The sequence below is a fragment of the Pseudomonas sp. R37(2017) genome (assembly GCF_002113375.1).
Taxonomy (GTDB): Bacteria; Pseudomonadota; Gammaproteobacteria; order Pseudomonadales; family Pseudomonadaceae; genus Aquipseudomonas.
On sequence record NZ_NEHO01000005.1, the window covers coordinates 1 to 25,946 of the forward strand.

Consider the following 25,946-nt stretch of genomic DNA (forward strand, 5'->3'; position numbering starts at 1 on the left):
ACTCAGTACCCGAATTTCTTGACGACCATAGAGCGTTGGAACCACCTGATCCCATCTCGAACTCAGAAGTGAAACGATGCATCGCCGATGGTAGTGTGGGGTTTCCCCATGTGAGAGTAGGTCATCGTCAAGATTAAATTCCAAAACCCCTATCTGCGCACGCAGGTAGGGGTTTTGTTTTTGGCCGCAGAAAAACTCATACAGCAATACCGGACAGGTCCACGCTGTCACAGTCTCCCGACAATGCTAAGGTTCGCCCTTGGCCTTTGTACTTTCCAAGGAAGCCTTTATGCCGGACGCGACGTCCCTCAGTGCTGGTTTTATGGTGGTTCACGGCAACCGTCTGGACGAGTTGCGCAGCCGTCCGCCGGCAACTTGACTGGCATCACCGATGGCAGCAATGAGTGCGCTGGCGATTATGAGCCTGATCCAGCCGGCACGGCTCAATGGACATGATCCATGTACCTGATGCAGCTACTTTTGGGTATTCAGTCAGATGCGTTGTTTCGGGGGCGCCAGAGTTGAGAGCTCAGCGCTATGCAGTCTGGGGATCAAAAGAGGAGGTTACTGAGCGCTTACTGGATTCAATGGACGCTTCAAACAGCGCCTACAAAAAAGCCACCTTGGCCCGTGGGGTCAGGTGGCTTTTTACATCAATAGACTTGGTACGAGCAGGCCGGCTTTGGTAACAGCACTCCAACGCTGGCTGAAGAATCAGGAGCCAGGGAATCAATCCCAGCTCAACGCCCCACCTGTCTGATACTCGATAACCCGAGTCTCAAAGAAGTTCTTCTCTTTCTTCAAGTCCATGATCTCGCTCATCCAAGGGAACGGGTTAGTGGTCCCTGGGTACTCTTCCTTCAAGCCAATCTGCGACAGGCGACGGTTAGCGATGAACTTGAGGTAGTCCTCCATCATCGCCGCGTTCATGCCCAGTACGCCGCGAGGCATGGTGTCGCGAGCGTATTCGATTTCCAGCTGGGTGCCTTGCAGGATCATTTGCGAGGCTTCTTCCTTCATCTCGGCATCCCACAGGTGCGGGTTTTCGATTTTGATCTGGTTGATCACGTCGATGCCGAAGTTCAGGTGCATGGATTCATCGCGCAGGATGTATTGGAACTGCTCGGCGACGCCGGTCATTTTGTTGCGGCGGCCCATGGAGAGGATCTGGGTGAAGCCGCAGTAGAAGAAGATGCCTTCCAGGACGCAGTAGTAGGCGATCAGGTTGCGCAGCAGCTCTTTGTCGGTGTCGACGGTGCCGGTGGTGAACTTCGGATCGGAGATCGAGCGGGTGTACTTCAGACCCCAGGTGGCTTTTTTCGCGACCGACGGGATCTCGTGGTACATGTTGAAGATCTCGCCTTCATCCATGGCCAGCGATTCGATGCAGTACTGGTAGGCGTGGGTGTGGATCGCCTCTTCGAAGGCCTGGCGCAGGATGTACTGGCGGCATTCCGGGTTGGTGATCAGGCGGTACACGGCCAGGACCAGGTTGTTGGCAACCAGGGAGTCGGCGGTGGAGAAGAAGCCGAGGTTGCGCATCACGATGCGGCGCTCGTCGTCGGTCAGGCCTTCCGGGTTTTTCCAGAGGGCGATGTCGGCGGTCATGTTGACTTCTTGCGGCATCCAGTGGTTTGCGCAGCCGTCCAGGTACTTCTGCCAGGCCCAGTCGTACTTGAACGGCACGAGCTGGTTGAGGTCGGCGCGGCAGTTGATCATGCGCTTTTCGTCAACGGCGACACGGGCGGAGGCGCCTTCGAGTTCGGCGAGGCCTTCGGCGACGTCGAGCGAGTCCAGGGCGGCTTTGGCGCGGGCAACGGCGGCGGAGTCAGCTGCGGTCACGGCACGGGCTTCCAGGGCGGCGGCACCGCCGGCGCTGTCGAGACGGTCCATGTTGGCTTCAGCGGCGTGGCCGGTGTTGGCGCTCTTGACTGCTACTTCCGTGTCTTCTTTGTCGAATTCGTCCCAGCTCAGCATGACGTGTCGTCTCCTGCGTGAGGGCCAGAGTGCCCGTGTGAAAATGGATAGGTTGGTTTTTCACACGGCCTTTCTGGCCGCGTTGGATCTAAAGGAATCGTTTTTTGCAGCAGCTATACGCAGGCATCAAACAGAATTTTGTACGGGGTTCCGAGAGCCACTGATGGGCGCAGCAAGCCTTGATCGCTTGTGCGGGGCTTCAGACTGGCTTTTCATCCCTGTAAGGGGATATTGCAGGCCCGTTTAAGGCCGCATTATAGGGAAATTTTGCCTGCTGTGGTGCGGCGAAATGGCTCGCGGATCGGTCGACGTCGACCGTTTTTCGGTCGGAGCGAGGGTTTACAGGGCTTTGAACGAGGTTGGTGGGGGAAGATTTTTTTTCTTAATTTTTTGCCTCGGATTATTTTTGTTCAATAAATAACCAAAAAAGGCTTTTTTCACTACATCTTGTGTTTCGGTGGGCTTTTCTCAGGTTCCAGACACAACTAAGCCCGACCGGAGTCGGGCTATGAGGTCACGCTGGCGGGTCAGCTCAGGCGAGCGGCACCCACGTGATCGGCACCATCGGCGGCGAGGCGGGCAGCGCCGGTGTGATCAGAGCCGTCGGAAGCGAGTTTGCCTGCGCCAACGTGGTCTGCACCATCGGCTGCGAAAGACGCCGAACCGGTGTGGTCGTAACCGTCGGAAGCGACAGAGGCTTCAGTGGTGTATGCGGCGGAGCCGGTGCGATCGTAACCATCGGCGGCGAAGGTGTTGGCAGTCAGGACGGAGAGGGTCAGGGCGAGGATCAGTTGGGTTTTCATGGTTGTTGCTCCGGTTTCACAAGCGTTGTTTGTCTTGGGTTGCAGTTGATTCTACGCCTACGATTTCGATTAAAAAGCGCAAAAAAACGCTTAATACAATCGATTTAATCGATTGTTTTGGTTCGGTGTTTCATCTGCCTGATCGCGGCGCGGGTAGGGCGAGACTTTTCGAGGGAAGAGGTGAAGCAGGAGGTCAGCCGTTAGAGCAGCCGTTGCCCATCATGCTGTAGCGCAGGATATGCCGTTGGCCGTGGGAGTCTTCGTATTCCATTTTCATCGGCACAACTTCACACACATTGGGGGCTTCGCTCATCGAGATAACTTTGGCGATGTCCAGATGGGTGGAGTAAGTGTATTCCTCTATTACCGGTTGTTGCTGCGCGACATCAGTCGGGACCTCGCCGGCCATGGCGGTCAGGCACAGGCTGCTGAGGGCCGGAACTAATAAAGCTTTCATTCGAATTTACCTTTTGGAAGTCGAAGGGAGGCACGCAATCCTTTTGAGATTGCGTGTGGAACTTCAGTACCAGGGTGTTTGATTAACTGCCTTCGTGGGGGCTGCAACTTGGTTAATCAGGTTGCCTTGTTGGCGTGACAGATTTTAGGCGTGGACTTTTCGATCATATAGCCGTGGTTTTGATAAACACTTTTGACAGATTTCGTAACAATCCCCGGGGATACTGCTTTCCTACTCCGTTTGCAGTAAGACGGTTGGCCCCCGGTGTGGCACGGTACGCCCGTTCCATCTGGGTTTGCGGCCTATTCAGGGCATTTTGTAGGGGCTTGTTACTACCATCGTCGAATGGTTCTATAGGCCCGGCCCGGCTACAACAGGGTCATACAAAAACAACTATTCCACCGAGGTAAGAAAGATGAGTGCGGCTTCCCTGTATCCCGTTCGTCCCGAGGTTCTGGCCAATACGCTGACCGACGAGGCGACCTACAAGGCCATGTACCAGCAGTCGGTCGTCAACCCCGACGGCTTCTGGCGCGAGCAAGCCAAGCGTCTCGACTGGATCAAGCCTTTCACCACGGTGAAGCAGACTTCCTTCGACGATCACCATGTCGACATCAAATGGTTCGCCGACGGCACCCTGAACGTTTCCTACAACTGCCTCGATCGCCATCTGGCCGAGCGCGGCGATCAGGTCGCGATCATCTGGGAGGGCGATGACCCGGCCGAAAGCCGCCACATCACTTACCGCGAACTGCACGAGCAAGTCTGCAAGTTCGCCAACGCCCTGCGTGGCCAGGACGTGCACCGCGGCGACGTGGTGACGATCTATATGCCGATGATCCCCGAAGCCGTGGTCGCCATGCTAGCCTGTACCCGGATCGGCGCGATCCACTCGGTGGTGTTTGGCGGGTTCTCGCCCGAAGCCCTGGCCGGGCGCATCATCGACTGCCGCTCGAAAGTGGTGATCACTGCCGACGAAGGCATTCGTGCCGGCAAGAAAATCCCGCTCAAGGCCAACGTCGACGACGCCCTGACCAACCCGGAAACCAGCAGCATCCAGAAAGTCATCGTGTGCCGGCGCACCGGTGGCGACATCAAGTGGAACCAGCATCGCGACATCTGGTTCGAGGACCTGATGAAAGTGGCCGGCACCGTGTGCGCGCCGAAAGAGATGGGGGCCGAAGAGGCGCTGTTCATCCTTTACACCTCGGGCTCCACCGGCAAGCCGAAGGGCGTGCAGCACACCACCGGCGGCTACCTGTTGTACGCCGCCATGACCCACGAGCGCGTGTTCGACTACCGCCCGGGCGAAATCTACTGGTGCACCGCCGACGTCGGTTGGGTCACCGGCCACAGCTACATCGTCTACGGCCCGCTGGCCAACGGCGCGACCACGCTGCTGTTCGAAGGCGTGCCGAACTACCCGGACATCACTCGGGTGGCGAAGATCGTCGACAAGCACAAGGTCAACATCCTCTACACCGCGCCGACCGCGATCCGCGCCATGATGGCCTCGGGCACCGCCGCGGTGGACGGCGCCGACGGCAGCAGCCTGCGTCTGCTCGGTTCGGTGGGTGAGCCGATCAACCCGGAAGCCTGGGACTGGTACTACAAGAATGTCGGCAAGTCCCGCTGCCCGATCGTCGATACCTGGTGGCAGACCGAAACCGGCGGCAACATGATGAGCCCGCTGCCGGGGGCCCACGGGCTCAAGCCAGGTTCTGCGGCGCGTCCGTTCTTCGGCGTGGTGCCGGCCCTGGTGGACAACCTGGGCAACATCATCGAAGGCGAGGCCGAGGGCAACCTGGTGATCCTAGATTCGTGGCCAGGCCAGGCGCGTACGCTGTATGGCGACCATGACCGTTTCGTCGATACCTACTTCAAGACGTTCCGTGGCATGTACTTCACCGGTGACGGTGCCCGTCGCGATGCCGATGGTTACTACTGGATCACCGGGCGTGTCGACGACGTGCTCAACGTGTCCGGTCACCGCATGGGCACCGCCGAGATCGAAAGCGCGATGGTCGCTCACCCGAAAGTCGCCGAAGCCGCCGTGGTCGGTGTGCCGCACGACATCAAGGGCCAGGGCATTTATGTCTACGTCACCCTGAAAAATGGTGAAGAGCCGAGCGAGCAGCTGCGTCTGGAGCTGAAGAACTGGGTACGCAAGGAGATCGGGCCGATTGCCTCGCCGGATGTCATCCAGTGGGCGCCGGGCCTGCCGAAGACCCGTTCGGGCAAGATCATGCGCCGGATTCTGCGCAAGATTGCGACGGCCGAATATGAAGGATTGGGCGATATCTCCACCCTCGCCGATCCGAGTGTGGTGCAGCATTTGATTGATACCCACAAGACCATGAATGTCGCGTAAGCAGCGGTTCTGAGTCATCGATAGCCCTGCCTGGTTTTGCCTGGTGGGGCTTTTTCTTGTCTGGGGGATTTGTGTTGGCGGGGCTGGCCTCATCGCGAGCAGGCTCGCTCCTACAGGGAATTGCGGTGTATAGGCGATCCGGGCCACACCACGAAACCTGTAGGAGCGAGCATGCTCGCGATCACCTTTTGGCAGGCGCTACAGCAACATCTACCAATAAATATCGGGTTCCTCTGTCGGCGTTTTCCTACTGTTACCCTAAATCTTTCAGGTTACTGAATGTGTAACCGCATCGCGTCAATGCGGGGCATTGGGAAACGCCAGGCTTCGTATCCGGGCCTGAAAACCACCGATTGGAAAGAAGACTCCACGCTACGCTTGCCGGATTAGAAGGGTTTGCCAATAATAGGCCCGCAATTTGCAGTACAGATCGGTTCAATGTCTTTTGCTCCTGCATGATTTTGCAGGGCTGTCAACGTGCCAAAACGGCTTTCTCGATGCTTCTGTAATTAGTTGTCGCATTGAAGAAATATCGGCCTCGGGCCTGTCGTTAGAATGCCGATCACTCGCTCGTCGTTGCCCGTGTTGAATTTCAACACCCGCTTCCCAGGACGCAGCACCGCTTTCTGGTTCCACTCATTCGCATATTGGGCTGTTGCTCACTCTGCTGTTTTGCCCTTTACCGATGGAGTCCCAAGATGAAGAAACTCGTGCTGCTTGGCGCCCTGGCACTGTCCGTGCTGTCCCTGCCAACCTTCGCCGATGAAAAACCTCTGAAAATTGGTATCGAGGCAGCTTACCCTCCGTTCGCTTCCAAGGCGCCGGATGGCAGCATCGTTGGTTTCGACTACGACATCGGCAACGCCTTGTGCGAAGAGATGAAGGTCAAGTGCGTGTGGGTCGAGCAAGAGTTCGATGGCCTGATCCCGGCACTGAAAGTGCGCAAGATCGACGCGATCCTGTCGTCCATGTCGATCACTGAAGATCGCAAGAAGTCCGTGGACTTCACCAACAAGTACTACAACACCCCGGCTCGCCTGGTCATGAAGGCCGGCACCCAGGTCAGCGAAAGCCTGGCCGAGCTCAAGGGCAAGAACATCGGCGTGCAGCGTGGTTCGATCCACGAGCGTTTCGCCCGCGAGGTCCTGGCGCCGCTGGGTGCCGAGATCAAGCCTTACGGTTCGCAGAACGAAATCTACCTCGACGTGGCTGCCGGTCGCCTCGACGGTACCGTGGCAGACGCTACGCTTCTGGATGACGGCTTCCTGAAAACCGACGCCGGTAAAGGTTTCGCATTCGTCGGCCCTGCGTTCACCGACGTCAAATACTTCGGCGACGGCGTAGGTATCGCGGTTCGCAAGGGTGACAAGGCTGAGCTGGACAAGCTCAACGCCGCCATCGCCGCCATTCGCGAGAACGGCAAGTACAAGCAAATCCAGGACAAATACTTCGCCTTCGATATCTACGGCAAGTAACACGTCCCGGCGACAAGTCAGAAATGGCGCAAGCAACAGGATCTCTGAGGTTTGCGCCATTTTTTCATCCTAATTTTCGAGGACCTGAATCATGTTGAAAGGCTACGGGGCTGTCATCCTCGATGGCGTTTGGCTGACGCTTCAGCTCGCCTTGTCGTCCATGGCCCTGGCCATTGTGCTGGGCCTGATCGGCGTGGCACTGCGACTCTCGCCGGTGCGCTGGCTGGCCTGGCTGGGCGACCTGTATTCCACCGTGATTCGCGGTGTTCCCGACCTGGTGCTGATCCTGCTGATTTTCTACGGCGGTCAGGACCTGCTCAACCGCGTCGCGCCGATGCTGGGCTATGACGAGTACATCGACCTGAATCCGTTGGCCGCCGGTATCGGCACCTTGGGTTTCATTTTCGGTGCCTACCTGTCGGAAACCTTCCGTGGCGCCTTCATGGCAATCCCCAAGGGGCAGGCCGAAGCCGGCATGGCCTACGGCATGAGCAGTTTGCAGGTGTTCTTCCGGGTGTTGGTGCCGCAGATGATTCGTCTGGCGATTCCAGGTTTTACCAACAACTGGCTGGTTCTGACCAAGGCCACCGCGCTGATTTCGGTGGTGGGTCTGCAAGACATGATGTTCAAGGCCAAGCAGGCGGCTGATGCCACCCGCGAGCCTTTCACCTTCTTCCTCGCAGTGGCGGCGATGTACCTGGTGATCACCAGTGTGTCGTTGCTGGCATTGCGTCACCTTGAGAAGCGCTACTCGGTAGGCGTAAGGGCGGCTGATCTATGATCTTCGACTACAACGTCATTTGGGATGCCTTGCCGCTGTACTTTGGCGGCCTGGTGACCACCCTCAAACTGCTCGCGCTGTCGCTGTTCTTCGGCCTGTTGTGCGCATTGCCCCTGGGCCTGATGCGCGTTTCGAAGAACGCAGCCGTCAACATGGCCGCATGGCTCTACACCTATGTGATCCGCGGTACGCCGATGCTGGTGCAGTTGTTCCTGATCTACTACGGTCTGGCGCAGTTCGAAGTCGTGCGGGAAAGTTTCCTCTGGCCGTGGCTGTCCAGCGCAACGTTCTGTGCGTGTCTGGCGTTCGCGATCAACACCAGTGCCTACACCGCCGAAATCATCGCCGGCAGCCTGCGTGCCACGCCGAACGGCGAGATCGAAGCGGCAAAGGCCATGGGCATGTCGCGCATCAAGATGTACAAGCGCATCCTGTTGCCGTCGGCTCTGCGCCGCGCACTGCCGCAGTACAGCAACGAAGTGATCATGATGCTGCAGACCACCAGTCTGGCGTCCATCGTGACCCTGATCGACATCACCGGTGCCGCGCGCACGGTCAATGCCCAGTTCTACCTGCCGTTCGAGGCCTACATTACCGCGGGTGTGTTCTACCTGTGCCTGACCTTCATCCTGGTGAAGCTGTTCAAGATGGCCGAGCGTCGCTGGCTGGGCTACCTGGCCCCGCGCAAGCACTGAATACCACTGACTGACTGTTTTTGTGAGAACCGACCGCATGTACAAACTTGAAGTCCAAGACCTGCATAAACGCTATGGCAGTCACGAAGTGCTCAAGGGTGTGTCCCTGAAAGCGGCAGCCGGCGATGTGATCAGCATCATCGGCTCCAGTGGCTCCGGCAAAAGTACTTTCCTGCGTTGCATCAACCTGCTGGAGCAGCCGCACGCGGGCAAGATCCTGCTCAACAACGAAGAGTTGAAGCTGGTGGCTAACAAGGACGGCGCGCTGAAAGCGGCCGACCCGAAGCAGCTGCAGCGCATGCGTTCGCGCCTGTCGATGGTGTTCCAGCATTTCAATCTGTGGTCGCACATGACCGCGCTGGAAAACATCATGGAGGCGCCGGTTCACGTGCTCGGCGTATCCAAGGCTGAAGCGCGCGAAAAAGCCGAGCACTACTTGAACAAAGTAGGCGTGGCCCATCGCAAGGATGCTTACCCTGGCCATATGTCCGGCGGCGAGCAGCAGCGCGTGGCGATTGCCCGTGCGCTGGCGATGGAACCGGAAGTCATGCTGTTCGACGAGCCGACATCGGCCCTCGACCCGGAGCTGGTTGGCGACGTGTTGAAAGTCATGCAGTCCCTGGCCCAGGAAGGCCGGACCATGGTGGTGGTGACCCACGAAATGGGCTTCGCCCGTGAAGTGTCGAACCAGTTGGTGTTCCTGCACAAAGGTCTGGTCGAAGAAAGCGGCAACCCGCGCGAAGTGCTGGTGAACCCGCAATCCGAGCGTTTGCAGCAATTCCTGTCCGGCAGCCTGAAGTAATCAGGACTGCCGCTGCGCACCGGGATAGTGCATGCTTCGCAGCCTGGAGGCTGGCACCGGTCCCTGTGAGGGCGAGCCTGCTCGCGAATGCGGTGTGACATTCAACACGGATGTCGACTGATCTACCGCTTTCGCGAGCAGGCTCGCTCCCACATATAGATCTCTGCTGGCTTCGAGATTTGCGTTCATTTACGGGCTAGCATTGGCCCATGCCTTCATCACCGTTTTTCGCTTCGGATTGCCCACCATGACTGCCCATCGAATTGGTTTCCTGATTTGGCCCAGCACTAAAGCACTGACGCTTGCGCTGGCTGAGGAGGCCTTGCGTGTTGCCCAGCGTGTGCATCCGGACGTGGTTTACGAGTTGTCATTCCTGCAGGCCGAGCCCGCGACCGAAAGTGCCTGGCAATTGCCGGGTGAGGCGTGGGCGGGCAAGCTCGAAAATTTCCAGAAACTGTTCCTGCTCGCGGATGAACCGCCAACCGCATTGGCGCCGGCGCTCAGCAGCGCGCTCAAGCAATTGGTGCGTTCCGGTTGCGTCATCGGCGGTTTGTCGGCCGGTGTGTACCCGTTGGCGCAACTGGGTTTGCTCGACGGTTATCGCGCTGCCGTGCATTGGCGCTGGCAGGACGATTTCGCCGAGCGCTTCCCGAAAGTCATCGCCACCAGTCACCTGTTCGACTGGGATCGCGATCGCCTGACCGCGTGCGGCGGCCTGTCGGTGCTCGACTTGTTGCTGGCGGTGCTGGCCCGCGACCACGGTGCGGAGTTGGCCGGTGCGGTATCCGAAGAACTGGTGGTCGAGCGTATCCGCGAAGGCGGTGAGCGTCAGCGTATTCCGTTGCAGAACCGTCTCGGTTCCAGCCATCCAAAGCTCACCCAGGCTGTGTTGCTGATGGAAGCCAACATCGAAGAGCCGCTGACCACTGACGAAATCGCCCAGCATGTGTGCGTGTCCCGTCGGCAACTGGAGCGGATCTTCAAGCAGTACCTCAATCGTGTGCCGAGCCAGTATTACCTGGAACTGCGCCTGAACAAGGCGCGGCAAATGTTGATGCAAACCAGCAAGTCGATCATCCAGATCGGCCTGTCTTGCGGCTTTTCCTCGGGGCCACACTTCTCCAGCGCCTATCGCAATTTCTTCGGCGCCACGCCGCGGGAAGATCGCAACCAGCGGCGCAGCAGCAGTCCGTTCGAATTGTCTTCGGTGCCGCCGGAGCGCGGTTAATCCACCTGGCGAATATTCGTCCGGTTCGCAATCCTCCGACGTCGAGATCCCCATTTCAGCCTGTTCGATCACGGCGTCTACGCCGAAATCGGTATTGGTCTTTTGAAGTGGGCGATCAGCGACGCGCGGTACATGGCTATCGCATTCATTCAATCGGCATGGGTGCAGCACTGCGACCTGCCGTAAACTCCCGCCGCCAGTTAAACTGCGCCTTTGCGACCCTATATGTCGCATTGCCGTAAACCCGGGAAAATCCGGGGTTTGCGCTATAAGAAGTTGTCGCTTGGCGACAAGGCCGGGCCGAAAACTGTCCTTACAATCCCCCCATCGCTCGCCAGTTTCAGGCGAGTGTTTTCTCTTCAGGAGACTCCGATGTCCGTTGAGCACGCTGCGGTACAACGCGCCGATTTCGACCAGGTAATGGTTCCCAACTACGCGCCTGCCGCCTTCATTCCTGTGCGTGGCGCCGGTTCCCGCGTTTGGGACCAGTCCGGTCGCGAGCTGATCGACTTCGCCGGCGGGATTGCCGTCAACGTACTGGGCCACGCGCATCCGGCGCTGGTCGGTGCCTTGACCGAACAGGCGAACAAGCTGTGGCACGTGTCCAACGTGTTCACCAATGAGCCGGCCCTGCGCCTGGCACACAAGCTGGTCGATGCCACCTTTGCCGAGCGCGCCTTCTTCTGCAACTCCGGCGCCGAAGCCAACGAGGCCGCGTTCAAGCTGGCCCGTCGTGTCGCGTTCGACCGTTATGGCAGCGAGAAGTACGAAATCATCGCGGCGCTCAACAGCTTCCACGGCCGCACCCTGTTCACCGTGAACGTCGGTGGCCAGTCCAAGTATTCCGATGGCTTCGGTCCCAAAATCACCGGTATCACCCACGTGCCGTACAACGATCTGGCTGCACTGAAAGCCGCCGTTTCCGACAAGACCTGCGCCGTGGTGCTGGAACCTATTCAAGGTGAGGGCGGCGTACTGCCGGCCGACCTGGCTTACCTGCAAGGCGCTCGCGAACTGTGCAACGAGCACAACGCACTGCTGGTGTTCGACGAAGTGCAAACCGGCATGGGCCGTACTGGCCACCTGTTCGCCTACCAGCACTACGGTGTGACTCCGGACATCCTGACCAGCGCCAAGAGCCTGGGCGGTGGTTTCCCGATCGCGGCCATGCTGACCACCGAAGCGTTGGCCAAGCACCTGGTCGTCGGCACCCACGGCACCACCTACGGCGGCAACCCGCTGGCGTGTGCTGTCGCGGGCGCGGTGATCGACGTGATCAACACCCCTGAAGTGCTGGCCGGCGTCAACGCCAAGCACGACAAGTTCAAGGCGCGCCTTGAGCAGATCGGCGAAAAATACGGCCTGTTCACCCAGGTTCGTGGCCTCGGTCTGTTGATCGGCTGCGTGCTGAGCGACGCCTGGAAAGGCAAGGCCAAGGACATCTTCAATGCCGCCGAACAGGAAGGCCTGATGATTCTGCAAGCCGGCCCGGACGTGGTGCGCTTTGCCCCGAGCCTGGTGGTCGAAGACGCCGATATCGAGGCCGGCCTGGACCGCTTCGAACGTGCTGCTGCAAAACTGACACAAGCCTGATAGACCCTTCGGCGCCTGGCATTTCAGGCGTCGATCCAAATTTTCACGCCGGGCCCGCATTCCTGTAGGAGCGAGCATGCTCGCGATGGTGTGTCAGTCGACACCAATGTGCCTGATTCACCTTCGCGAGCATGCTCGCTCCTACAGTGGGGCCGGCTTATTTTCCTCAAAGAGTTTTAGAAAAAGGAGTGACACCATGCTGGTGATGCGCCCCGCGCAAATGGCTGATCTGGGCGAGGTACAGCGTCTGGCTGCGGACAGCCCGATTGGTGTCACTTCCTTGCCGGATGACGTTGAACGTCTGAGCGACAAGATCGCGGCAAGCGAAGCCTCGTTCGCCGCCGAAGTGAGCTTCAACGGTGAGGAAAGCTATTTCTTCGTCCTCGAAGACAGTGCCACCGGCAAGCTGGTCGGTTGCTCGGCCATCGTGGCGTCGGCCGGTTACTCCGAGCCGTTCTACAGCTTTCGCAACGAAACCTTCGTGCACGCTTCGCGCGAACTGAAGATCCACAACAAGATCCACGTGCTTTCCCAGTGCCACGACCTGACCGGCAACAGCTTGCTGACCAGTTTCTACGTGCAGCGCGATCTGGTGGGTTCGCCGTGGTCGGAACTCAACTCCCGTGGCCGTTTGCTGTTCGTGGCCAGCCATCCGGAGCGTTTTGCCGATTCCGTGGTGACCGAGATCGTCGGTTACAGCGACGAAAATGGCGACTCGCCGTTCTGGGATGCCATCGGTCGCAACTTTTTCGACCTCAATTACGCTGAAGCCGAGCGTCTGTGCGGCCTGAAGAGCCGTACGTTTCTCGCCGAGCTGATGCCACATTACCCGATCTACGTACCCCTGTTGCCGGATTCCGCGCAAGAAGCGATGGGCCAGGTGCACCCGCGGGCGCAGATCACTTTCGACATCCTGATGCGCGAAGGCTTCGAGACCGATCACTACATCGACATTTTCGACGGTGGGCCGACCCTGCATGCCCGTGTCTCGGGGATCCGTTCGATCGCCCAGAGCCGAGTGGTGCCGGTGAAGATCGGCGAGCCGGTCAAGGGCGTCGGTCGCCAGTACCTGGTGGCCAATGCCCAGTTGCAGGACTACCGCGCGGTCATGCTCGAACTCGACTATGCGCCGGGTAAACCGGTGACCCTGGACCTGGAAGCGGCCGAAGCCCTGGGCGTTGGTGAAGGTGCCAGCGTGCGGCTGGTGGCGGTTTAACACCAGCATTAATCCCCAAGGCATTGCCTGGAAAGCAGCGAAGTTTCACGGGTTGCGCAAGCGACCCGTTTGAGGAGATAGCATGATCGTTCGTCCCGTACGCAGCAGCGATTTACCCGCTCTGATCGACCTGGCCCGCAGCACCGGCACCGGCCTGACCACCTTGCCTGCCAACGAAGCGCGGCTGGCCCATCGGGTCGGCTGGGCCGAGAAGACCTTTCGCGGCGAAGCCGGACGGGCCGATGCGGACTACCTGTTCGTACTCGAAGACGATGACGGTCGCGTGGTGGGTATTTCCGCCGTCGCCGGCGCTGTCGGTCTGCGTGAACCATGGTACAACTTCCGGGTCGGTCTGACGGTCAGCGCTTCGCAAGAGCTGAACATCTATCGCGAAATCCCGACGCTGTTCCTGGCCAACGACCTGACCGGCAACTCCGAGCTGTGCTCGCTGTTCCTGCACGCCGATTACCGCAGCGGCCTCAACGGCCGCATGCTGTCCAAGGCGCGGATGCTGTTCATCGCCGAATTCCCGCAGTTGTTCGGCAACAAGATCATTGCCGAAATGCGCGGTGTTTCCGATGAAACCGGGCGTTCGCCGTTCTGGGAAAGCCTGGGCCGGCACTTCTTCAAAATGGAGTTCAGCCAGGCCGACTACCTGACCGGTGTGGGCAACAAGGCGTTCATCGCCGAACTCATGCCGAAATTCCCCCTGTACACCTGCTTCCTGTCGCCGGACGCGCGCAACGTCATCGGTCAGGTGCACCCGGACACCGAGCCGGCGCTGGCCATGCTCAAGAGCGAAGGTTTCAGCTACCAGGGCTACGTCGACATTTTCGACGCAGGTCCTGCCATCGAGTGCGAAACCGGCAAGATCCGCGCCGTGCGTGACAGTCAGGCACTGGTGCTGGCCGTTGGTACGCCGGGTGACGATGCCACGCCATTCATCATTCACAACCGCAAGCGCGAAGACTGCCGCATCACTGCTGCGCCGGCACGTCTGGCCGCCGGCACCCTGGTGGTCGATCCGCTGACCGCCAAACGTCTTCAACTCAACGCTGGCGATCAAGTGCGCGCCGTGGCGTTGTCCGCAGCTCGGGAGTCGAAATAATGAAGTCGCTTTACATCGCAGGTGATTGGCTGGCCGGTCAGGGCGAAGCCTTCGAGTCGCTGAACCCGGTGACCCAACAGGTGCTGTGGTCCGGCGTCGGTGCCACCGCCGCTCAGGTCGAGTCGGCTGTGCAAGCTGCGCGTCAGGCGTTCCCGGGCTGGGCGCGGCGTACCCTGGAAGAACGTATCTCGGTGCTGGAAGCCTTTGCCGCCGCGCTGAAAAATCACGCGGACGAACTGGCTCGCACCATTGGCGAAGAAACCGGTAAACCCCTGTGGGAAGCGGCGACCGAAGTGACCAGCATGGTCAACAAGATTGCCATCTCGGTGCAGAGCTACCGCGAACGTACCGGTGAGAAGAGCGGCCCGCTGGGCGACGCCACTGCCGTACTGCGCCACAAGCCCCACGGTGTGGTGGCGGTGTTCGGCCCTTACAACTTCCCCGGCCACTTGCCGAATGGCCACATCGTGCCGGCACTGCTGGCGGGTAACAGCGTGCTGTTCAAGCCGAGCGAGCTGACGCCGAAAGTCGCCGAACTGACGGTCAAGTGCTGGATCGAAGCCGGTCTGCCGGCGGGCGTGTTGAACCTGCTGCAAGGTGCTCGCGAAACCGGCATCGCCTTGGCGGCGAACCCAGGTATCGACGGACTGTTCTTCACCGGTTCCAGCCGCACCGGCAATCACCTGCACCAGCAGTTCGCCGGTCGTCCGGACAAGATCCTGGCGCTGGAGATGGGCGGTAACAACCCGCTGGTGGTCGATCAGGTCGCCGATCTGGACGCGGCGGTGTACACCATCATCCAGTCGGCCTTCATCTCCGCTGGCCAGCGCTGCACCTGTGCCCGCCGCTTGCTGGTGCCGCAGGGTGCCTGGGGTGACTCGCTACTGGCGTGCCTGGTGGCGGTCAGTGCAACCATCGAAGTCGGTGCGTTCGATCAGCAACCGGCGCCGTTCATGGGCTCGGTGGTCTCTCTCGGCGCAGCGAAAGCGCTGATGGATGCGCAGAAGCATCTGCTGACCAATGGTGCTGTGGCGCTGCTGGAAATGACTCAGCCTCAGGCTCAGTCGGCGCTGTTGACGCCGGGTATTCTCGACGTGACGGCTGTCGCCGATCGCCCGGACGAAGAGCTGTTCGGCCCGTTGCTGCAAGTGATCCGCTACGCTGATTTTGACGCGGCGATCGCAGAAGCCAACGACACCGCGTATGGGCTGGCCGCCGGTCTGCTGTCGGATTCCGAGGCGCGTTACCAGCAGTTCTGGCTGGAGAGCCGGGCCGGTATCGTCAACTGGAACAAGCAACTGACCGGTGCGGCAAGCAGCGCACCATTCGGCGGCGTCGGCGCTTCGGGCAACCACCGCGCCAGCGCCTACTACGCGGCGGATTACTGCGCGTACCCGGTGGCGTCGCTGGAAACGCCGAGCCTGGTGTTGCCGGCGGCCCTGACGCCTGGCGTGAAAATGACGTAACGCCCATTCGCGAGCAGGCTCGCTCCCACAGGATTTGAGTCGTACACAAAATTTGTGAACATCACCAAACCTGTGGGAGCGAGCCTGCTCGCGAAGACCGCGACCCGGTCTTACTCAATTGTTACTAGAAGCCTATAACAACAGATTCTCGTGGAGCCTCGCTGATGAAATCCTGTGAAGTCAATTTTGACGGTCTAGTGGGGCCGACCCATAACTACGGTGGCTTGTCCTACGGCAACGTCGCGTCCCAGAGCAACAGCCAGCAGTCTTCCAACCCCAAGGAAGCGGCGCTGCAAGGCCTGGCGAAGATGAAAGCGCTGATGGAAATGGGTTTCCAGCAAGGCGTGCTGGCACCGCAAGAGCGCCCGGATGTGGCCGCACTGCGTCGCCTGGGCTTTGGCGGCACCGACGCGCAAGTGATCGAGCGCGCTGCCAAAGACGCGATGCCGCTGCTGGTGGCCAGTTGCTCGGCCTCGAGCATGTGGGTGGCCAACGCCGCCACCGTCAGCCCGAGCGCTGACACGGCTGACGGCCGTGTGCATTTCACCGCCGCCAACCTCAACTGCAAATATCACCGCAGCATCGAACACCCGACCACCAGCCGCGTGCTGGGGGCGATGTTCGCTGACCAGAAACACTTCGCCCACCACGCCGCCTTGCCGGCCGTGGCGCAGTTCGGTGACGAAGGCGCGGCCAACCACACGCGTTTCTGTCGCGAGTACGGTGAAGCCGGCGTTGAGTTCTTCGTGTTCGGCCGCAGCGCCTTCGACACCCGCTACCCGGCACCGCAGAAGTACCCGGCGCGCCAGACCCTCGAAGCGTCCCAGGCCGTTGCCCGTTTGCACGGCTTGAGCGATGACGGCGTGGTCTACGCCCAGCAGAACCCATCGGTGATCGATCAGGGCGTGTTCCACAACGACGTGATCGCCGTGGGCAATGGTGAAGTGCTGTTCTATCACGAGGACGCGTTCCTCGAGACCGAAAAGATGCTGGCCGAGTTGCAGAGCAAACTCGCCAAAGTCGGTGGGAAATTTCAGTCGATCTGCGTACCGCGTTCCGCGGTAAGTGTGGAAGATGCCGTGCGTTCCTACCTGTTCAACAGCCAGTTACTGTCACGTCCTGACGGGTCCATGCTATTGATCGTGCCAGAAGAATGCCGTGGCAACGAGCGTGTCTGGCAGTATCTGCAGGGTTTGACCAGCTCCGGCGGGCTGATCCGCGAAGTGAAGGTCTTCGATCTCAAGCAGAGCATGCAGAACGGCGGTGGCCCGGCTTGCCTGCGGTTGCGCGTCGCACTCAACGAAACCGAACTGGCGGCCGTCAACCCAGGGGTTATCATGACGGCACCGTTGTACGGCACTCTGACCGAATGGGTCGAGAAGCACTATCGCGACCGCATGACCGAAAATGATCTGGCGGACCCGCAATTGCTGCTTGAATGCCGGACGGCACTGGATGAATTGACGCAAATCCTTAAACTGGGCGCGGTTTATCCATTCCAGATCAATTGATCGACGACGCGTCGCCTTGCATGGCGGCGCGTCGCTTCATCTCAAACGAGAGCGTAAAGACATGAGCGATACCCTGCAGCTGATCCTTGAAGACACCGACGGCACGCAACTGCAAACTTCCTGCACCCGCGTTGCGGTCATGTGGCAAGGCAAAGAGCTGTGGATCCAGCAGGACGGCCGTGGCCAGTTGTTGATCGGCGTGGACGTCGAAGAAGACGATGAAGAGTACGCCAACCTGCTGCTGCGCCCATTGGCGACTAATCTGGTAAGTCTGCAACTGGAGATGGAACCTGCGGACCTCACCGACGAGGACCACGTTCACGGCCCGGATTGCAATCACGACCACTAAGGAAACCGTTCTATGCTCGCCCTCGGCAAACTGCTTGAACTGACCCTCGCCGGCCGCGAACCGGCGGAGAAGACTCAACTGACTGTCGAAGGCGTGCGCATGCGCTGGTTGAGCGAAGGTGCGCTGGAAGTCCGGCCACCTGAAGCGCGTGACAATGGCCTGGATCTGCTGCTGTCGGCGGGGATCCATGGCAATGAAACAGCACCGATCGAGTTGCTCGATCGCCTGCTGCACGACATCGCCCGTGGTGACTTGAAGCCGCGTGCACGAATTCTGTTCCTGTTCGGCAACCCTGAAGCGATTCGCAAAGGCGAACGTTTTATCGAGCAGGACGTCAATCGGCTGTTCAATGGCCGTCACGAACAAAGCAGTGGTTCCGAAGCCCTGCGCGCCTGTGAACTGGAGCGCCTGGCCGCCAGTTTCTTCAGCCTGCCGGATCGGGAGCGGTTGCACTACGACCTGCACACGGCGATTCGTGGCTCGAAAATCGAGCAGTTCGCCTTGTATCCGTGGAAAGAAGACCGCCAGCATTCGCGTCATCAGCTGGCGCGCCTGCGCGCCGCCGGCATGGAAGCGGTGTTGTTGCAGAACAAACCGTCCATCGTGTTCAGTTCCTATACCTACGACAAGCTCGGTGCCGAGGCCTTTACCCTGGAGTTGGGCAAGGCGCGGCCGTTCGGACAGAACGCCGGGGTCAATGTCTCGCTGCTGGAGGCGCGCCTCAAGCAGATCATCGAGGGCACCGAGCCGGAACTGACTGAAGCGCCACTCGACGGTTTGCAGCTGTACAGCGTGGCACGGGAAATCATCAAGCACAGCGACAGCTTCCGTCTGAACCTGCCAGCGGATATCGAGAACTTTTCAGAGCTGGAAGTGGGTTACCTGCTGGCGGAAGACATCGCCAACACCCGCTGGATCATCGAGGAAGAGGGCGCCCGGATCATCTTCCCGAATCCCAAGGTGAAGAATGGCTTGCGTGCCGGCATCCTGGTTGTACCGACCGACGGCGAAAACCTGGCCTGACGCTCCCTTGAACCCGACATAAATCATTGTGGGAGCGGGCTTGCCCGCGATGGCGTCCTGGCAGTCGACTTCTTCATTGGCTGACATGACTTCATCGCGGGCAAGCCCGCTCCCACAGGTTTCGTGTTTATACGGCCACTGCGCGAGGCTCAGCACGCTGCAACATCCGCACCTTCTTCAGCGTATCCGCACAAGTCCTCGCCGCTTCCTGGCCTTTGTGCAGGAAATGCTCGAAGAAGAACTTCTGGTGCTCTTCGCCAGCATGGAAGTGGTGCGGGGTCAGGGATACCGAGAACACCGGCACTTCGGTTTCCAGCTGAACCTGCATCAGGCCGCTGACCACTGACTGGGCGACGAACTCATGGCGGTAGATCCCGCCGTCCACCACCAGGGCGGCCGCGACTATGCCTGAATAACGGCCGGTCTTGGCCAGCAACTTCGCGTGCAGGGGCATTTCAAAGGCGCCGCCGACTTCGAAGAAGTCAATGTCGGACTCCTGATAGCCCTGGGCGATCATTTCGGCGACGAAGCCTTTGCGGCTCTGATCGACTATGTCCTTGTGCCAGCAGGCCTGGATGAACGCTACGCGCTCGCCATGAGGGTGTTTGCTTTTGCTGTCGATTGCGGTGGGTTGCATGTTCTGACTCCTGTTTATGTGAAAAACAGGGCGTTATGAATCGAAGGGGATCCGAGGGTGCGCACGCTTGCACGAGTGCCTGCGAACGGCCCTTTGCTGCCAATCCCGTTCTCTCTTCATCCGGACTATGACCGTCGGCCCCGGGATCACACCGGGTCTGCTGACCTTGCTGTCAGGCACTGCCGAAGCCGTGCTGTCACCAAGCGCTCGCGGGCTATGCGCATTGCGCGCAATTACCGCCGGTGGGGAGTTGCACCCCGCCCTGAGAACGTTTTTTGCCGCCGGAATGTTTGGCGGCGCAGCGTTTTTAACACATATTTCCGATATACGCATGACCCCTTTTGGATGATTGTCATCGACTTTTCCGTTGGTTTAATCGGCCTTTTCCTACGCAAGGGTTGATTAATCGTCTCGATGCCCGCAGTAATTCTTTCCTGAAAGGGATTTCCCCTGCTACCGAGGCCAGACTCATGAGCGTTATCGATCTTCGCAGCGACACCGTCACCCAGCCATCCGCCGCCATGCTCGACGCGATGGCCAAAGCCGCCACCGGCGATGACGTGTATGGCGAAGATCCGACGGTCAACCATCTGGAAGCCGAACTGGCCAAGCGCCTGGGTTTTGCCGCGGCGCTGTTCGTGCCGACCGGGACCATGAGCAATCTGCTGGGCTTGATGGCCCACTGCGAGCGCGGCGACGAGTACATCGTCGGCCAGCAGGCCCATACCTATAAGTACGAAGGTGGTGGTGCGGCAGTGCTCGGCTCGATCCAGCCGCAACCTCTGGAAGTGCAGGCCGATGGGTCGCTGGACCTGACACAGGTCGCGGCGGCAATCAAACCGGACGACTTCCACTTCGCCCGTACCCGTTTGTTGGCGCTGGAAAACACCATGCAAGGCAAGGTCCTGCCGCTGGAATACCTGGCCCGGGCGCGCAGTTTTACCCGCGAACATGGTTTGCAGCTGCACCTGGACGGCGCTCGCTTGTACAACGCGGTGGTGAAGCTGGGTGTGGATGCCCGGGAAATCACCCAGTATTTCGATTCGGTCTCGGTGTGCCTGTCCAAAGGCCTGGGCGCGCCAGTCGGATCGGTGCTGTGCGGCTCGGCCGAGCTGATCGGCAAGGCCCGGCGCCTGCGCAAGATGGTCGGTGGCGGTATGCGTCAGGCCGGTATTCTCGCGGCGGCGGGCCTGTATGCGCTGGATAACAACGTTCAGCGCCTGGCCGATGACCATGCCAACGCGCAATGGTTGGCCGAAGGCCTGCGTGGGGCGGGTTTCGAAGTCGAGCCGGTGCAGACCAATATGGTATATGTGCAGATGGGCGACCAGGCCGAGGCGCTCAAGGCCTTTGCCGCCGAGCGCGGGATCAGGCTCAGTGCCGCCGCTCGTCTGCGCATGGTCACCCACATGGACGTCAACCGTGCGCAAATCGAGCAAGTCGTCGCGACATTCGTCGACTTTTCACGCAAGTGATAGCGTTAGCGCTCCAATTGACCGTTTCTATCGTATAAACACGCTGTACCCCGCGCGCAGGGCCGATATAATGCGGCCCTTTGCCGTCGTTTCGTCTGTTGACGTTTCGAACAGGCCTTTGGCCGCAGCCTCCGTGGAAGAACCTAATGAAAAGCGCAGAAATCCGTGAAGCCTTCCTTCGCTTCTTCGAAGAGCAAGGCCACACCCGTGTAGCCTCCAGCTCTTTGATTCCGGGCAACGACCCAACCCTGCTGTTCACCAACGCGGGGATGAACCAGTTCAAGGACTGCTTCCTGGGCCAGGAAAAGCGCGCGTACACCCGCGCGGTCAGCAGCCAGAAATGCGTGCGCGCCGGCGGCAAGCACAACGACCTGGAAAACGTCGGTTATACCGCCCGTCACCACACCTTCTTCGAAATGCTGGGTAACTTCAGCTTCGGTGATTACTTCAAGCGTGACGCCATCACTTACGCCTGGACCTTCCTGACTTCCGACAAGTGGCTGAACCTGCCGAAGGAAAAGCTCTGGGTCACCGTCTACGCCAGCGATGACGAGGCGTACGACATCTGGACCAGGGAAATCGGCGTTCCGGCCGAGCGCATGGTGCGCATTGGCGACAACAAGGGCGCGCCGTACGCCTCCGACAACTTCTGGACCATGGGCGATACCGGCCCGTGCGGTCCTTGCACCGAGATTTTCTACGATCACGGCGCCGACATCTGGGGCGGCCCACCGGGCTCGCCGGAAGAAGACGGTGACCGTTACATCGAGATCTGGAACAACGTGTTCATGCAGTTCAACCGCACCGCCGATGGCGTGTTGCACCCGCTGCCAGCGCCGTCGGTGGACACCGGCATGGGCCTGGAGCGGATCAGTGCCGTGCTGCAGCACGTTCACTCGAACTATGAAATCGACCTGTTCCAGAGCCTGCTGAACGCAGCGGCCAAGGCCATCGGTTGCACCAACGACGCCCAGGCTTCGTTGAAAGTCGTAGCTGACCATATCCGTTCCTGCGGTTTCCTGATCGCCGACGGCGTGCTGCCGTCCAACGAAGGCCGTGGCTACGTGCTGCGCCGGATCATTCGTCGTGCCTGCCGTCACGGTAACAAGCTGGGCGCCAAGGGCAGCTTCTTCTACCAGATCGTCGCGGCCCTGGTCGCCGAGATGGGCGAAGCTTTCCCTGAGCTGAAATCCCAGCAAGCGCACATCGAACGTGTGCTGAAGGCCGAGGAAGAGCAATTCGCCAAGACCCTGGAGCAGGGCCTGAAGATCCTCGAGCAGGATCTGGCCGAGCTCAAGGGCGACGTGGTGCCGGGCGACGTGGTGTTCAAGCTCTACGACACCTACGGTTTCCCGATGGACCTGACCGGCGACATCGCTCGCGAGCGCAGCCTGACCCTCGACGAAGAAGGCTTCGAGCGTGAGATGGAAGCCCAGCGCGTCCGTGCCCGTTCCGCTAGCTCCTTCGGCATGGACTACAACAGCCTGGTCAAGGTCGATGTGGACACCGAGTTCACCGGTTACGTCGCTCACAGCGGTTCTGCGAAAATCGTTGCTCTGTATAAAGAAGGGCAGTCGGTCGACGTATTGAGCGAAGGCGAAGAGGGCGTGGTCGTTCTCGATCGGACACCGTTCTATGCCGAATCCGGTGGTCAGATTGGTGATTGCGGCTTCCTCCAGGCTGGCGCTGCGCGTTTCGACGTGCGCGACACCACCAAGACCGGCGGTGCGTTCCTGCACCACGGTGTGCTGGATTCGGGCAGCCTGATCGTAGGTGCTCCGGTCGAGACTCATGTCGATGCCGAAGTGCGTCATGCCACGTCGCTGAACCACTCGGCCACTCACCTGCTGCACGCGGCATTGCGCCAGGTGCTGGGCGATCACGTTCAACAGAAAGGCTCGTTGGTCGACAGTCAGCGTCTGCGCTTCGACTTCAGCCACTTCGAAGCGATCAAGCCTGAGCAGTTGAGGGCGCTGGAAGACATCGTCAACGCCGAGATTCGCAAGAACTCCGAGGTTGAAACCGAAGAAACCGATATCGAAACCGCCAAGCAGAAAGGCGCCATGGCGCTGTTCGGCGAGAAATACGGCGACAACGTGCGCGTACTGAGCATGGGCGATTTCTCTGTCGAGCTGTGCGGCGGTATCCACGCCAATCGTACCGGCGACATCGGCCTGCTGAAAATCGTCAGCGAAGGCGGTGTGGCATCAGGTGTTCGTCGTATTGAGGCAGTCACCGGTGCTGCGGCGCTGGCCTACTTGAACGCGGCGGAAGAACAACTCAAGGAAGCGGCCAGCCTGGTCAAGGGCAGCCGCGACAACCTGATCGACAAGCTGTCGGCTGTGCTGGAGCGCAACCGTCTGCTGGAGAAGCAACTCGAGCAGTTGCAAGCCAAGGCCGCCAGTGCCGCGGGCGACGATCTGTCGGCCCAGGCGCTGGACGTCAAGGACGTGAAAGTGCTGGCCGTGCGTCTGGACGGTCAGGATGGCAAGGCGCTGCTGGCGCTGGTCGATCAACTGAAAAACAAACTCGGTCGCGCAGTGATCCTGCTCGGCAGTGTCCATGAGGAAAAGGTCGTTCTGGTTGCAGGCGTGACCAAAGACCTGACTGGCCAACTCAAAGCCGGTGATTTGATGAAGCAAGCCGCTGCGGCAGTGGGCGGGAAGGGTGGTGGTCGTCCAGACATGGCGCAAGGCGGCGGTACCGACGCTGGCGCACTGGACGCGGCGCTGGCCCTGACCGTTCCGTTTGTAGAGCAGGGTCTATAAGGCAGTACTTGCGGCTCGCAGTCTAGTGGCGGGCCGCAACGCTGTTTGAGTGATTATTTGGGCGCCCTTCATGGGCAGAGGCGGCTTTGAAATGGCTTTGATCGTACAGAAATTTGGAGGCACCTCGGTCGGCACTGTCGAGAGAATCGAGCAGGTCGCCGACAAGGTTAAGAAATTCCGCGATGCCGGCGATGACCTGGTGGTTGTGCTGTCAGCAATGAGCGGCGAAACCAACCGTCTGATCGATCTGGCCAAGCAAATCAGTGGCGACGGTCAACCGGTTCCGCGCGAGCTGGACGTGATCGTTTCCACCGGTGAGCAGGTGACGATTGCCCTGTTGGCCATGGCGCTGATCAAGCGCGGCGTGCCGGCGGTGTCCTACACCGGCAACCAGGTGCGGATTCTGACGGATAGCGCGCACAATAAAGCGCGTATCCTGCAGATTGATGACCAGAAGATTCGCGGTGACCTGAAGGCAGGTCGTGTAGTGGTTGTCGCCGGTTTCCAGGGCGTCGACGAGCACGGCAACATCACCACCCTCGGTCGTGGCGGTTCCGACACCACCGGCGTGGCGCTGGCGGCAGCCCTGAAGGCTGACGAATGCCAGATCTACACCGACGTCGATGGCGTCTACACCACTGACCCGCGTGTAGTGTCCGTGGCCCAGCGTCTGGACAAGATCACCTTCGAAGAGATGCTGGAAATGGCCAGCCTCGGTTCCAAGGTGTTGCAGATCCGTGCGGTCGAGTTCGCCGGCAAATACAACGTTCCGCTGCGCGTACTGCACAGCTTCAAGGAGGGTCCGGGCACCCTCATTACTATTGATGAAGAGGAAACCATGGAACAGCCGATCATTTCCGGTATCGCTTTCAACCGCGATGAAGCCAAGCTGACCATCCGTGGCGTGCCAGATATCCCGGGCGTTGCATTCAAGATTCTCGGCCCGATCAGTGCCGCGAACATCGAAGTCGACATGATCGTGCAGAACGTCGCGCACGATAACACCACCGATTTCACCTTCACCGTGCACCGCAACGACTACCAGGCGGCGCAAGCCGTGCTGGAAAAAACCGCGGGCGAACTGGGTGCCCGTGAAGTCGTGGGCGACACCAAGATCGCCAAGGTGTCGATCGTCGGCGTTGGCATGCGCTCTCACGCAGGCGTGGCCAGCCGCATGTTCGAATCCCTGGCCAAGGAAAGCATCAACATCCAGATGATCTCGACTTCGGAAATCAAAGTCTCCGTAGTGATCGAAGAGAAGTACCTGGAACTGGCTGTGCGCGCTCTGCACACGGCTTTCGAACTGGACGCACCGGCCCGCCAGGGCGAGTGATGCGTTTGCCAAAAGGCGCGGTCTGACCGCGCCTTTTGTTTTTTTGAATGGCGTGACCTCCGAGCCTGTTCTTTTGCTCGCGCTAGTCAATACTCAGGCATGTAGGGCTGCGACCGCTCCGGTTGTGGGTCGAGTGCCTTTTTTTTGCAGACTGTTGTCCCTGAAATGTAATGCGTGAGGAGAAAGGTATGCTGATTCTGACTCGTCGGTGCGCAGAAAGCCTGATTATCGGTGATGGCGAAATCACCGTGACCGTGCTCGGCGTCAAAGGAAATCAAGTGCGCATCGGTGTTAATGCCCCCAAAGAGGTGGCTGTTCACCGGGAAGAAATTTACCTGCGTATCAAGAAAGAGAAGGACGAAGAACCAAGCCATTAATTTTTATCGTTTTTTATGTTTGCAAACGGGGAAGAAGCTGGTTAATATACGCCCCGTGTTGCGGAGAGCTGGCCGAGTGGCCGAAGGCGCTCCCCTGCTAAGGGAGTACACCTCACAAGGGTGTCGGGGGTTCGAATCCCCCGTTCTCCGCCATTATTTGCTTAGTACGTTGTAATCTGGCTTCTTCGGTAAGTTGTTGAAATTACTAGAAAAAGTGCTTGACATAGAGATTAGACGGCCTATAATGCGCGGCAACAAATGCACTCGTAGCTCAGCTGGATAGAGTACTCGGCTACGAACCGAGCGGTCACAGGTTCGAATCCTGTCGAGTGCACCATTTAAGAGTTAGTTACAGCAATGTAGGTAACTTGGCTTCAACCAGTTGTGATCTGGTATAAAAACACAAATTGCACTCGTAGCTCAGCTGGATAGAGTACTCGGCTACGAACCGAGCGGTCACAGGTTCGAATCCTGTCGAGTGCACCATACAACAGAAAGCCC

The 25,946-nt window shown here is 59.5% G+C and carries 21 protein-coding genes, 3 tRNA genes, 1 rRNA gene and 1 riboswitch; of the genes, 21 read left to right on the forward strand and 4 right to left on the reverse strand.

Features of this window, described 5'->3' with window-relative positions; genetic code table 11:
* Positions 1 to 17 precede the first annotated feature (17 nt).
* Positions 18 to 133 (forward strand): 5S ribosomal RNA (gene rrf, locus CAG47_RS10095).
* Positions 134 to 729: 596 nt separating this feature from the next.
* Here rrf and CAG47_RS10100 read toward each other — a convergent pair.
* The 3 genes from CAG47_RS10100 to CAG47_RS10110 all read right to left on the reverse strand — a co-directional run bounded on the left by CAG47_RS10100 (position 730) and on the right by CAG47_RS10110 (position 3,237).
* On the reverse strand, positions 730 to 1,977 hold the full coding sequence (locus CAG47_RS10100) for a ribonucleotide-diphosphate reductase subunit beta (protein WP_085724739.1): 1,248 nt from the start codon (positions 1,975 to 1,977) through the stop codon (positions 730 to 732).
* A gap of 527 nt (positions 1,978 to 2,504) precedes the next feature.
* Complete coding sequence (locus CAG47_RS10105; protein WP_085724740.1) at positions 2,505 to 2,780, reverse strand: hypothetical protein; 276 nt, start codon at positions 2,778 to 2,780, stop codon at positions 2,505 to 2,507.
* A 193-nt stretch (positions 2,781 to 2,973) separates the two neighbouring features.
* Positions 2,974 to 3,237: a DUF2790 domain-containing protein gene (locus CAG47_RS10110; RefSeq protein ID WP_085724741.1), complete on the reverse strand. Its 264-nt coding sequence runs from the start codon at positions 3,235 to 3,237 to the stop codon at positions 2,974 to 2,976.
* A 415-nt stretch (positions 3,238 to 3,652) separates the two neighbouring features.
* Here CAG47_RS10110 and acs point away from each other — a divergent pair, with 415 nt between their 5' ends.
* The 13 genes from acs (at position 3,653) to astE (ending at position 18,855) form a co-directional block, all read left to right on the forward strand.
* Positions 3,653 to 5,608, forward strand: a complete 1,956-nt coding sequence (gene acs / locus CAG47_RS10115; protein WP_085724742.1) for an acetate--CoA ligase — start codon at positions 3,653 to 3,655, stop codon at positions 5,606 to 5,608.
* A gap of 698 nt (positions 5,609 to 6,306) precedes the next feature.
* Positions 6,307 to 7,083 (forward strand): ABC transporter substrate-binding protein, encoded by a 777-nt coding sequence (locus CAG47_RS10120; protein WP_085724743.1) that lies wholly within the window; start codon positions 6,307 to 6,309, stop codon positions 7,081 to 7,083.
* 91 nt (positions 7,084 to 7,174) lie between these two features.
* The gene (locus tag CAG47_RS10125) at positions 7,175 to 7,864 is read left to right on the forward strand and encodes an ABC transporter permease (protein ID WP_085724744.1); all 690 of its coding nucleotides are present in this window, start codon (positions 7,175 to 7,177) and stop codon (positions 7,862 to 7,864) included.
* Positions 7,861 to 8,559, forward strand: coding sequence for an ABC transporter permease (locus tag CAG47_RS10130; RefSeq protein WP_085724745.1), 699 nt, complete (start codon positions 7,861 to 7,863; stop codon positions 8,557 to 8,559). Before CAG47_RS10125 ends, CAG47_RS10130 begins: the two co-directional genes overlap by 4 nt.
* A 37-nt stretch (positions 8,560 to 8,596) precedes the next feature.
* Positions 8,597 to 9,361 (forward strand): ABC transporter ATP-binding protein, encoded by a 765-nt coding sequence (locus CAG47_RS10135; RefSeq protein WP_085717160.1) that lies wholly within the window; start codon positions 8,597 to 8,599, stop codon positions 9,359 to 9,361.
* A 247-nt stretch (positions 9,362 to 9,608) separates the two neighbouring features.
* Entirely contained in the window at positions 9,609 to 10,589 is a 981-nt protein-coding gene (gene argR / locus CAG47_RS10140) for a transcriptional regulator ArgR (RefSeq protein ID WP_085725062.1), read from the forward strand.
* A gap of 372 nt (positions 10,590 to 10,961) precedes the next feature.
* Positions 10,962 to 12,182, forward strand: coding sequence for an aspartate aminotransferase family protein (locus CAG47_RS10145; protein ID WP_085724746.1), 1,221 nt, complete (start codon positions 10,962 to 10,964; stop codon positions 12,180 to 12,182).
* Positions 12,183 to 12,378: 196 nt separating this feature from the next.
* Complete coding sequence (aruF, locus tag CAG47_RS10150; RefSeq protein ID WP_007971023.1) at positions 12,379 to 13,398, forward strand: arginine/ornithine succinyltransferase subunit alpha; 1,020 nt, start codon at positions 12,379 to 12,381, stop codon at positions 13,396 to 13,398.
* Between the two features lie 82 nt (positions 13,399 to 13,480).
* The gene (gene astA, locus CAG47_RS10155) at positions 13,481 to 14,506 is read left to right on the forward strand and encodes an arginine N-succinyltransferase (protein WP_085724747.1); all 1,026 of its coding nucleotides are present in this window, start codon (positions 13,481 to 13,483) and stop codon (positions 14,504 to 14,506) included.
* Positions 14,503 to 15,972 carry a succinylglutamate-semialdehyde dehydrogenase gene (gene astD / locus CAG47_RS10160; RefSeq protein ID WP_177408966.1) on the forward strand — a complete coding sequence of 490 codons (1,470 nt, stop codon included), beginning with the start codon at positions 14,503 to 14,505 and terminating at the stop codon, positions 15,970 to 15,972. The genes astA and astD overlap by 4 nt, the downstream gene beginning before the upstream one ends.
* 164 nt (positions 15,973 to 16,136) lie before the next feature.
* The gene (gene astB, locus CAG47_RS10165) at positions 16,137 to 17,483 is read left to right on the forward strand and encodes an N-succinylarginine dihydrolase (protein ID WP_085724749.1); all 1,347 of its coding nucleotides are present in this window, start codon (positions 16,137 to 16,139) and stop codon (positions 17,481 to 17,483) included.
* 61 nt (positions 17,484 to 17,544) lie between these two features.
* Complete coding sequence (locus CAG47_RS10170; RefSeq protein WP_085724750.1) at positions 17,545 to 17,832, forward strand: topoisomerase II; 288 nt, start codon at positions 17,545 to 17,547, stop codon at positions 17,830 to 17,832.
* A 12-nt stretch (positions 17,833 to 17,844) separates the two neighbouring features.
* Positions 17,845 to 18,855: a succinylglutamate desuccinylase gene (gene astE, locus CAG47_RS10175; RefSeq protein ID WP_085724751.1), complete on the forward strand. Its 1,011-nt coding sequence runs from the start codon at positions 17,845 to 17,847 to the stop codon at positions 18,853 to 18,855.
* Positions 18,856 to 18,982: 127 nt separating this feature from the next.
* On the opposite strand, the gene CAG47_RS10180 is transcribed toward astE, so the two are convergent.
* Positions 18,983 to 19,492, reverse strand: a complete 510-nt coding sequence (locus CAG47_RS10180) for a 6,7-dimethyl-8-ribityllumazine synthase (RefSeq protein ID WP_085724752.1) — start codon at positions 19,490 to 19,492, stop codon at positions 18,983 to 18,985.
* Positions 19,493 to 19,595: 103 nt separating this feature from the next.
* Positions 19,596 to 19,766: riboswitch (FMN riboswitch) on the reverse strand.
* 196 nt (positions 19,767 to 19,962) lie between these two features.
* Here CAG47_RS10180 and ltaE point away from each other — a divergent pair.
* The 7 genes from ltaE to CAG47_RS10215 all read left to right on the forward strand — a co-directional run bounded on the left by ltaE (position 19,963) and on the right by CAG47_RS10215 (position 25,931).
* Positions 19,963 to 20,967 (forward strand): low-specificity L-threonine aldolase, encoded by a 1,005-nt coding sequence (gene ltaE / locus CAG47_RS10185; RefSeq protein WP_085724753.1) that lies wholly within the window; start codon positions 19,963 to 19,965, stop codon positions 20,965 to 20,967.
* A 146-nt stretch (positions 20,968 to 21,113) separates the two neighbouring features.
* Complete coding sequence (gene alaS, locus CAG47_RS10190; RefSeq protein WP_085724754.1) at positions 21,114 to 23,735, forward strand: alanine--tRNA ligase; 2,622 nt, start codon at positions 21,114 to 21,116, stop codon at positions 23,733 to 23,735.
* 91 nt (positions 23,736 to 23,826) lie between these two features.
* Positions 23,827 to 25,068 carry an aspartate kinase gene (locus CAG47_RS10195; RefSeq protein ID WP_007971040.1) on the forward strand — a complete coding sequence of 414 codons (1,242 nt, stop codon included), beginning with the start codon at positions 23,827 to 23,829 and terminating at the stop codon, positions 25,066 to 25,068.
* 188 nt (positions 25,069 to 25,256) lie between these two features.
* Positions 25,257 to 25,445, forward strand: a complete 189-nt coding sequence (gene csrA / locus CAG47_RS10200; RefSeq protein WP_002554426.1) for a carbon storage regulator CsrA — start codon at positions 25,257 to 25,259, stop codon at positions 25,443 to 25,445.
* A gap of 62 nt (positions 25,446 to 25,507) precedes the next feature.
* A tRNA-Ser gene (locus CAG47_RS10205) sits at positions 25,508 to 25,598 on the forward strand.
* Between the two features lie 107 nt (positions 25,599 to 25,705).
* Positions 25,706 to 25,782: transfer RNA gene (locus CAG47_RS10210), tRNA-Arg, on the forward strand.
* A gap of 72 nt (positions 25,783 to 25,854) precedes the next feature.
* Positions 25,855 to 25,931: transfer RNA gene (locus CAG47_RS10215), tRNA-Arg, on the forward strand.
* Positions 25,932 to 25,946 lie beyond the last annotated feature (15 nt).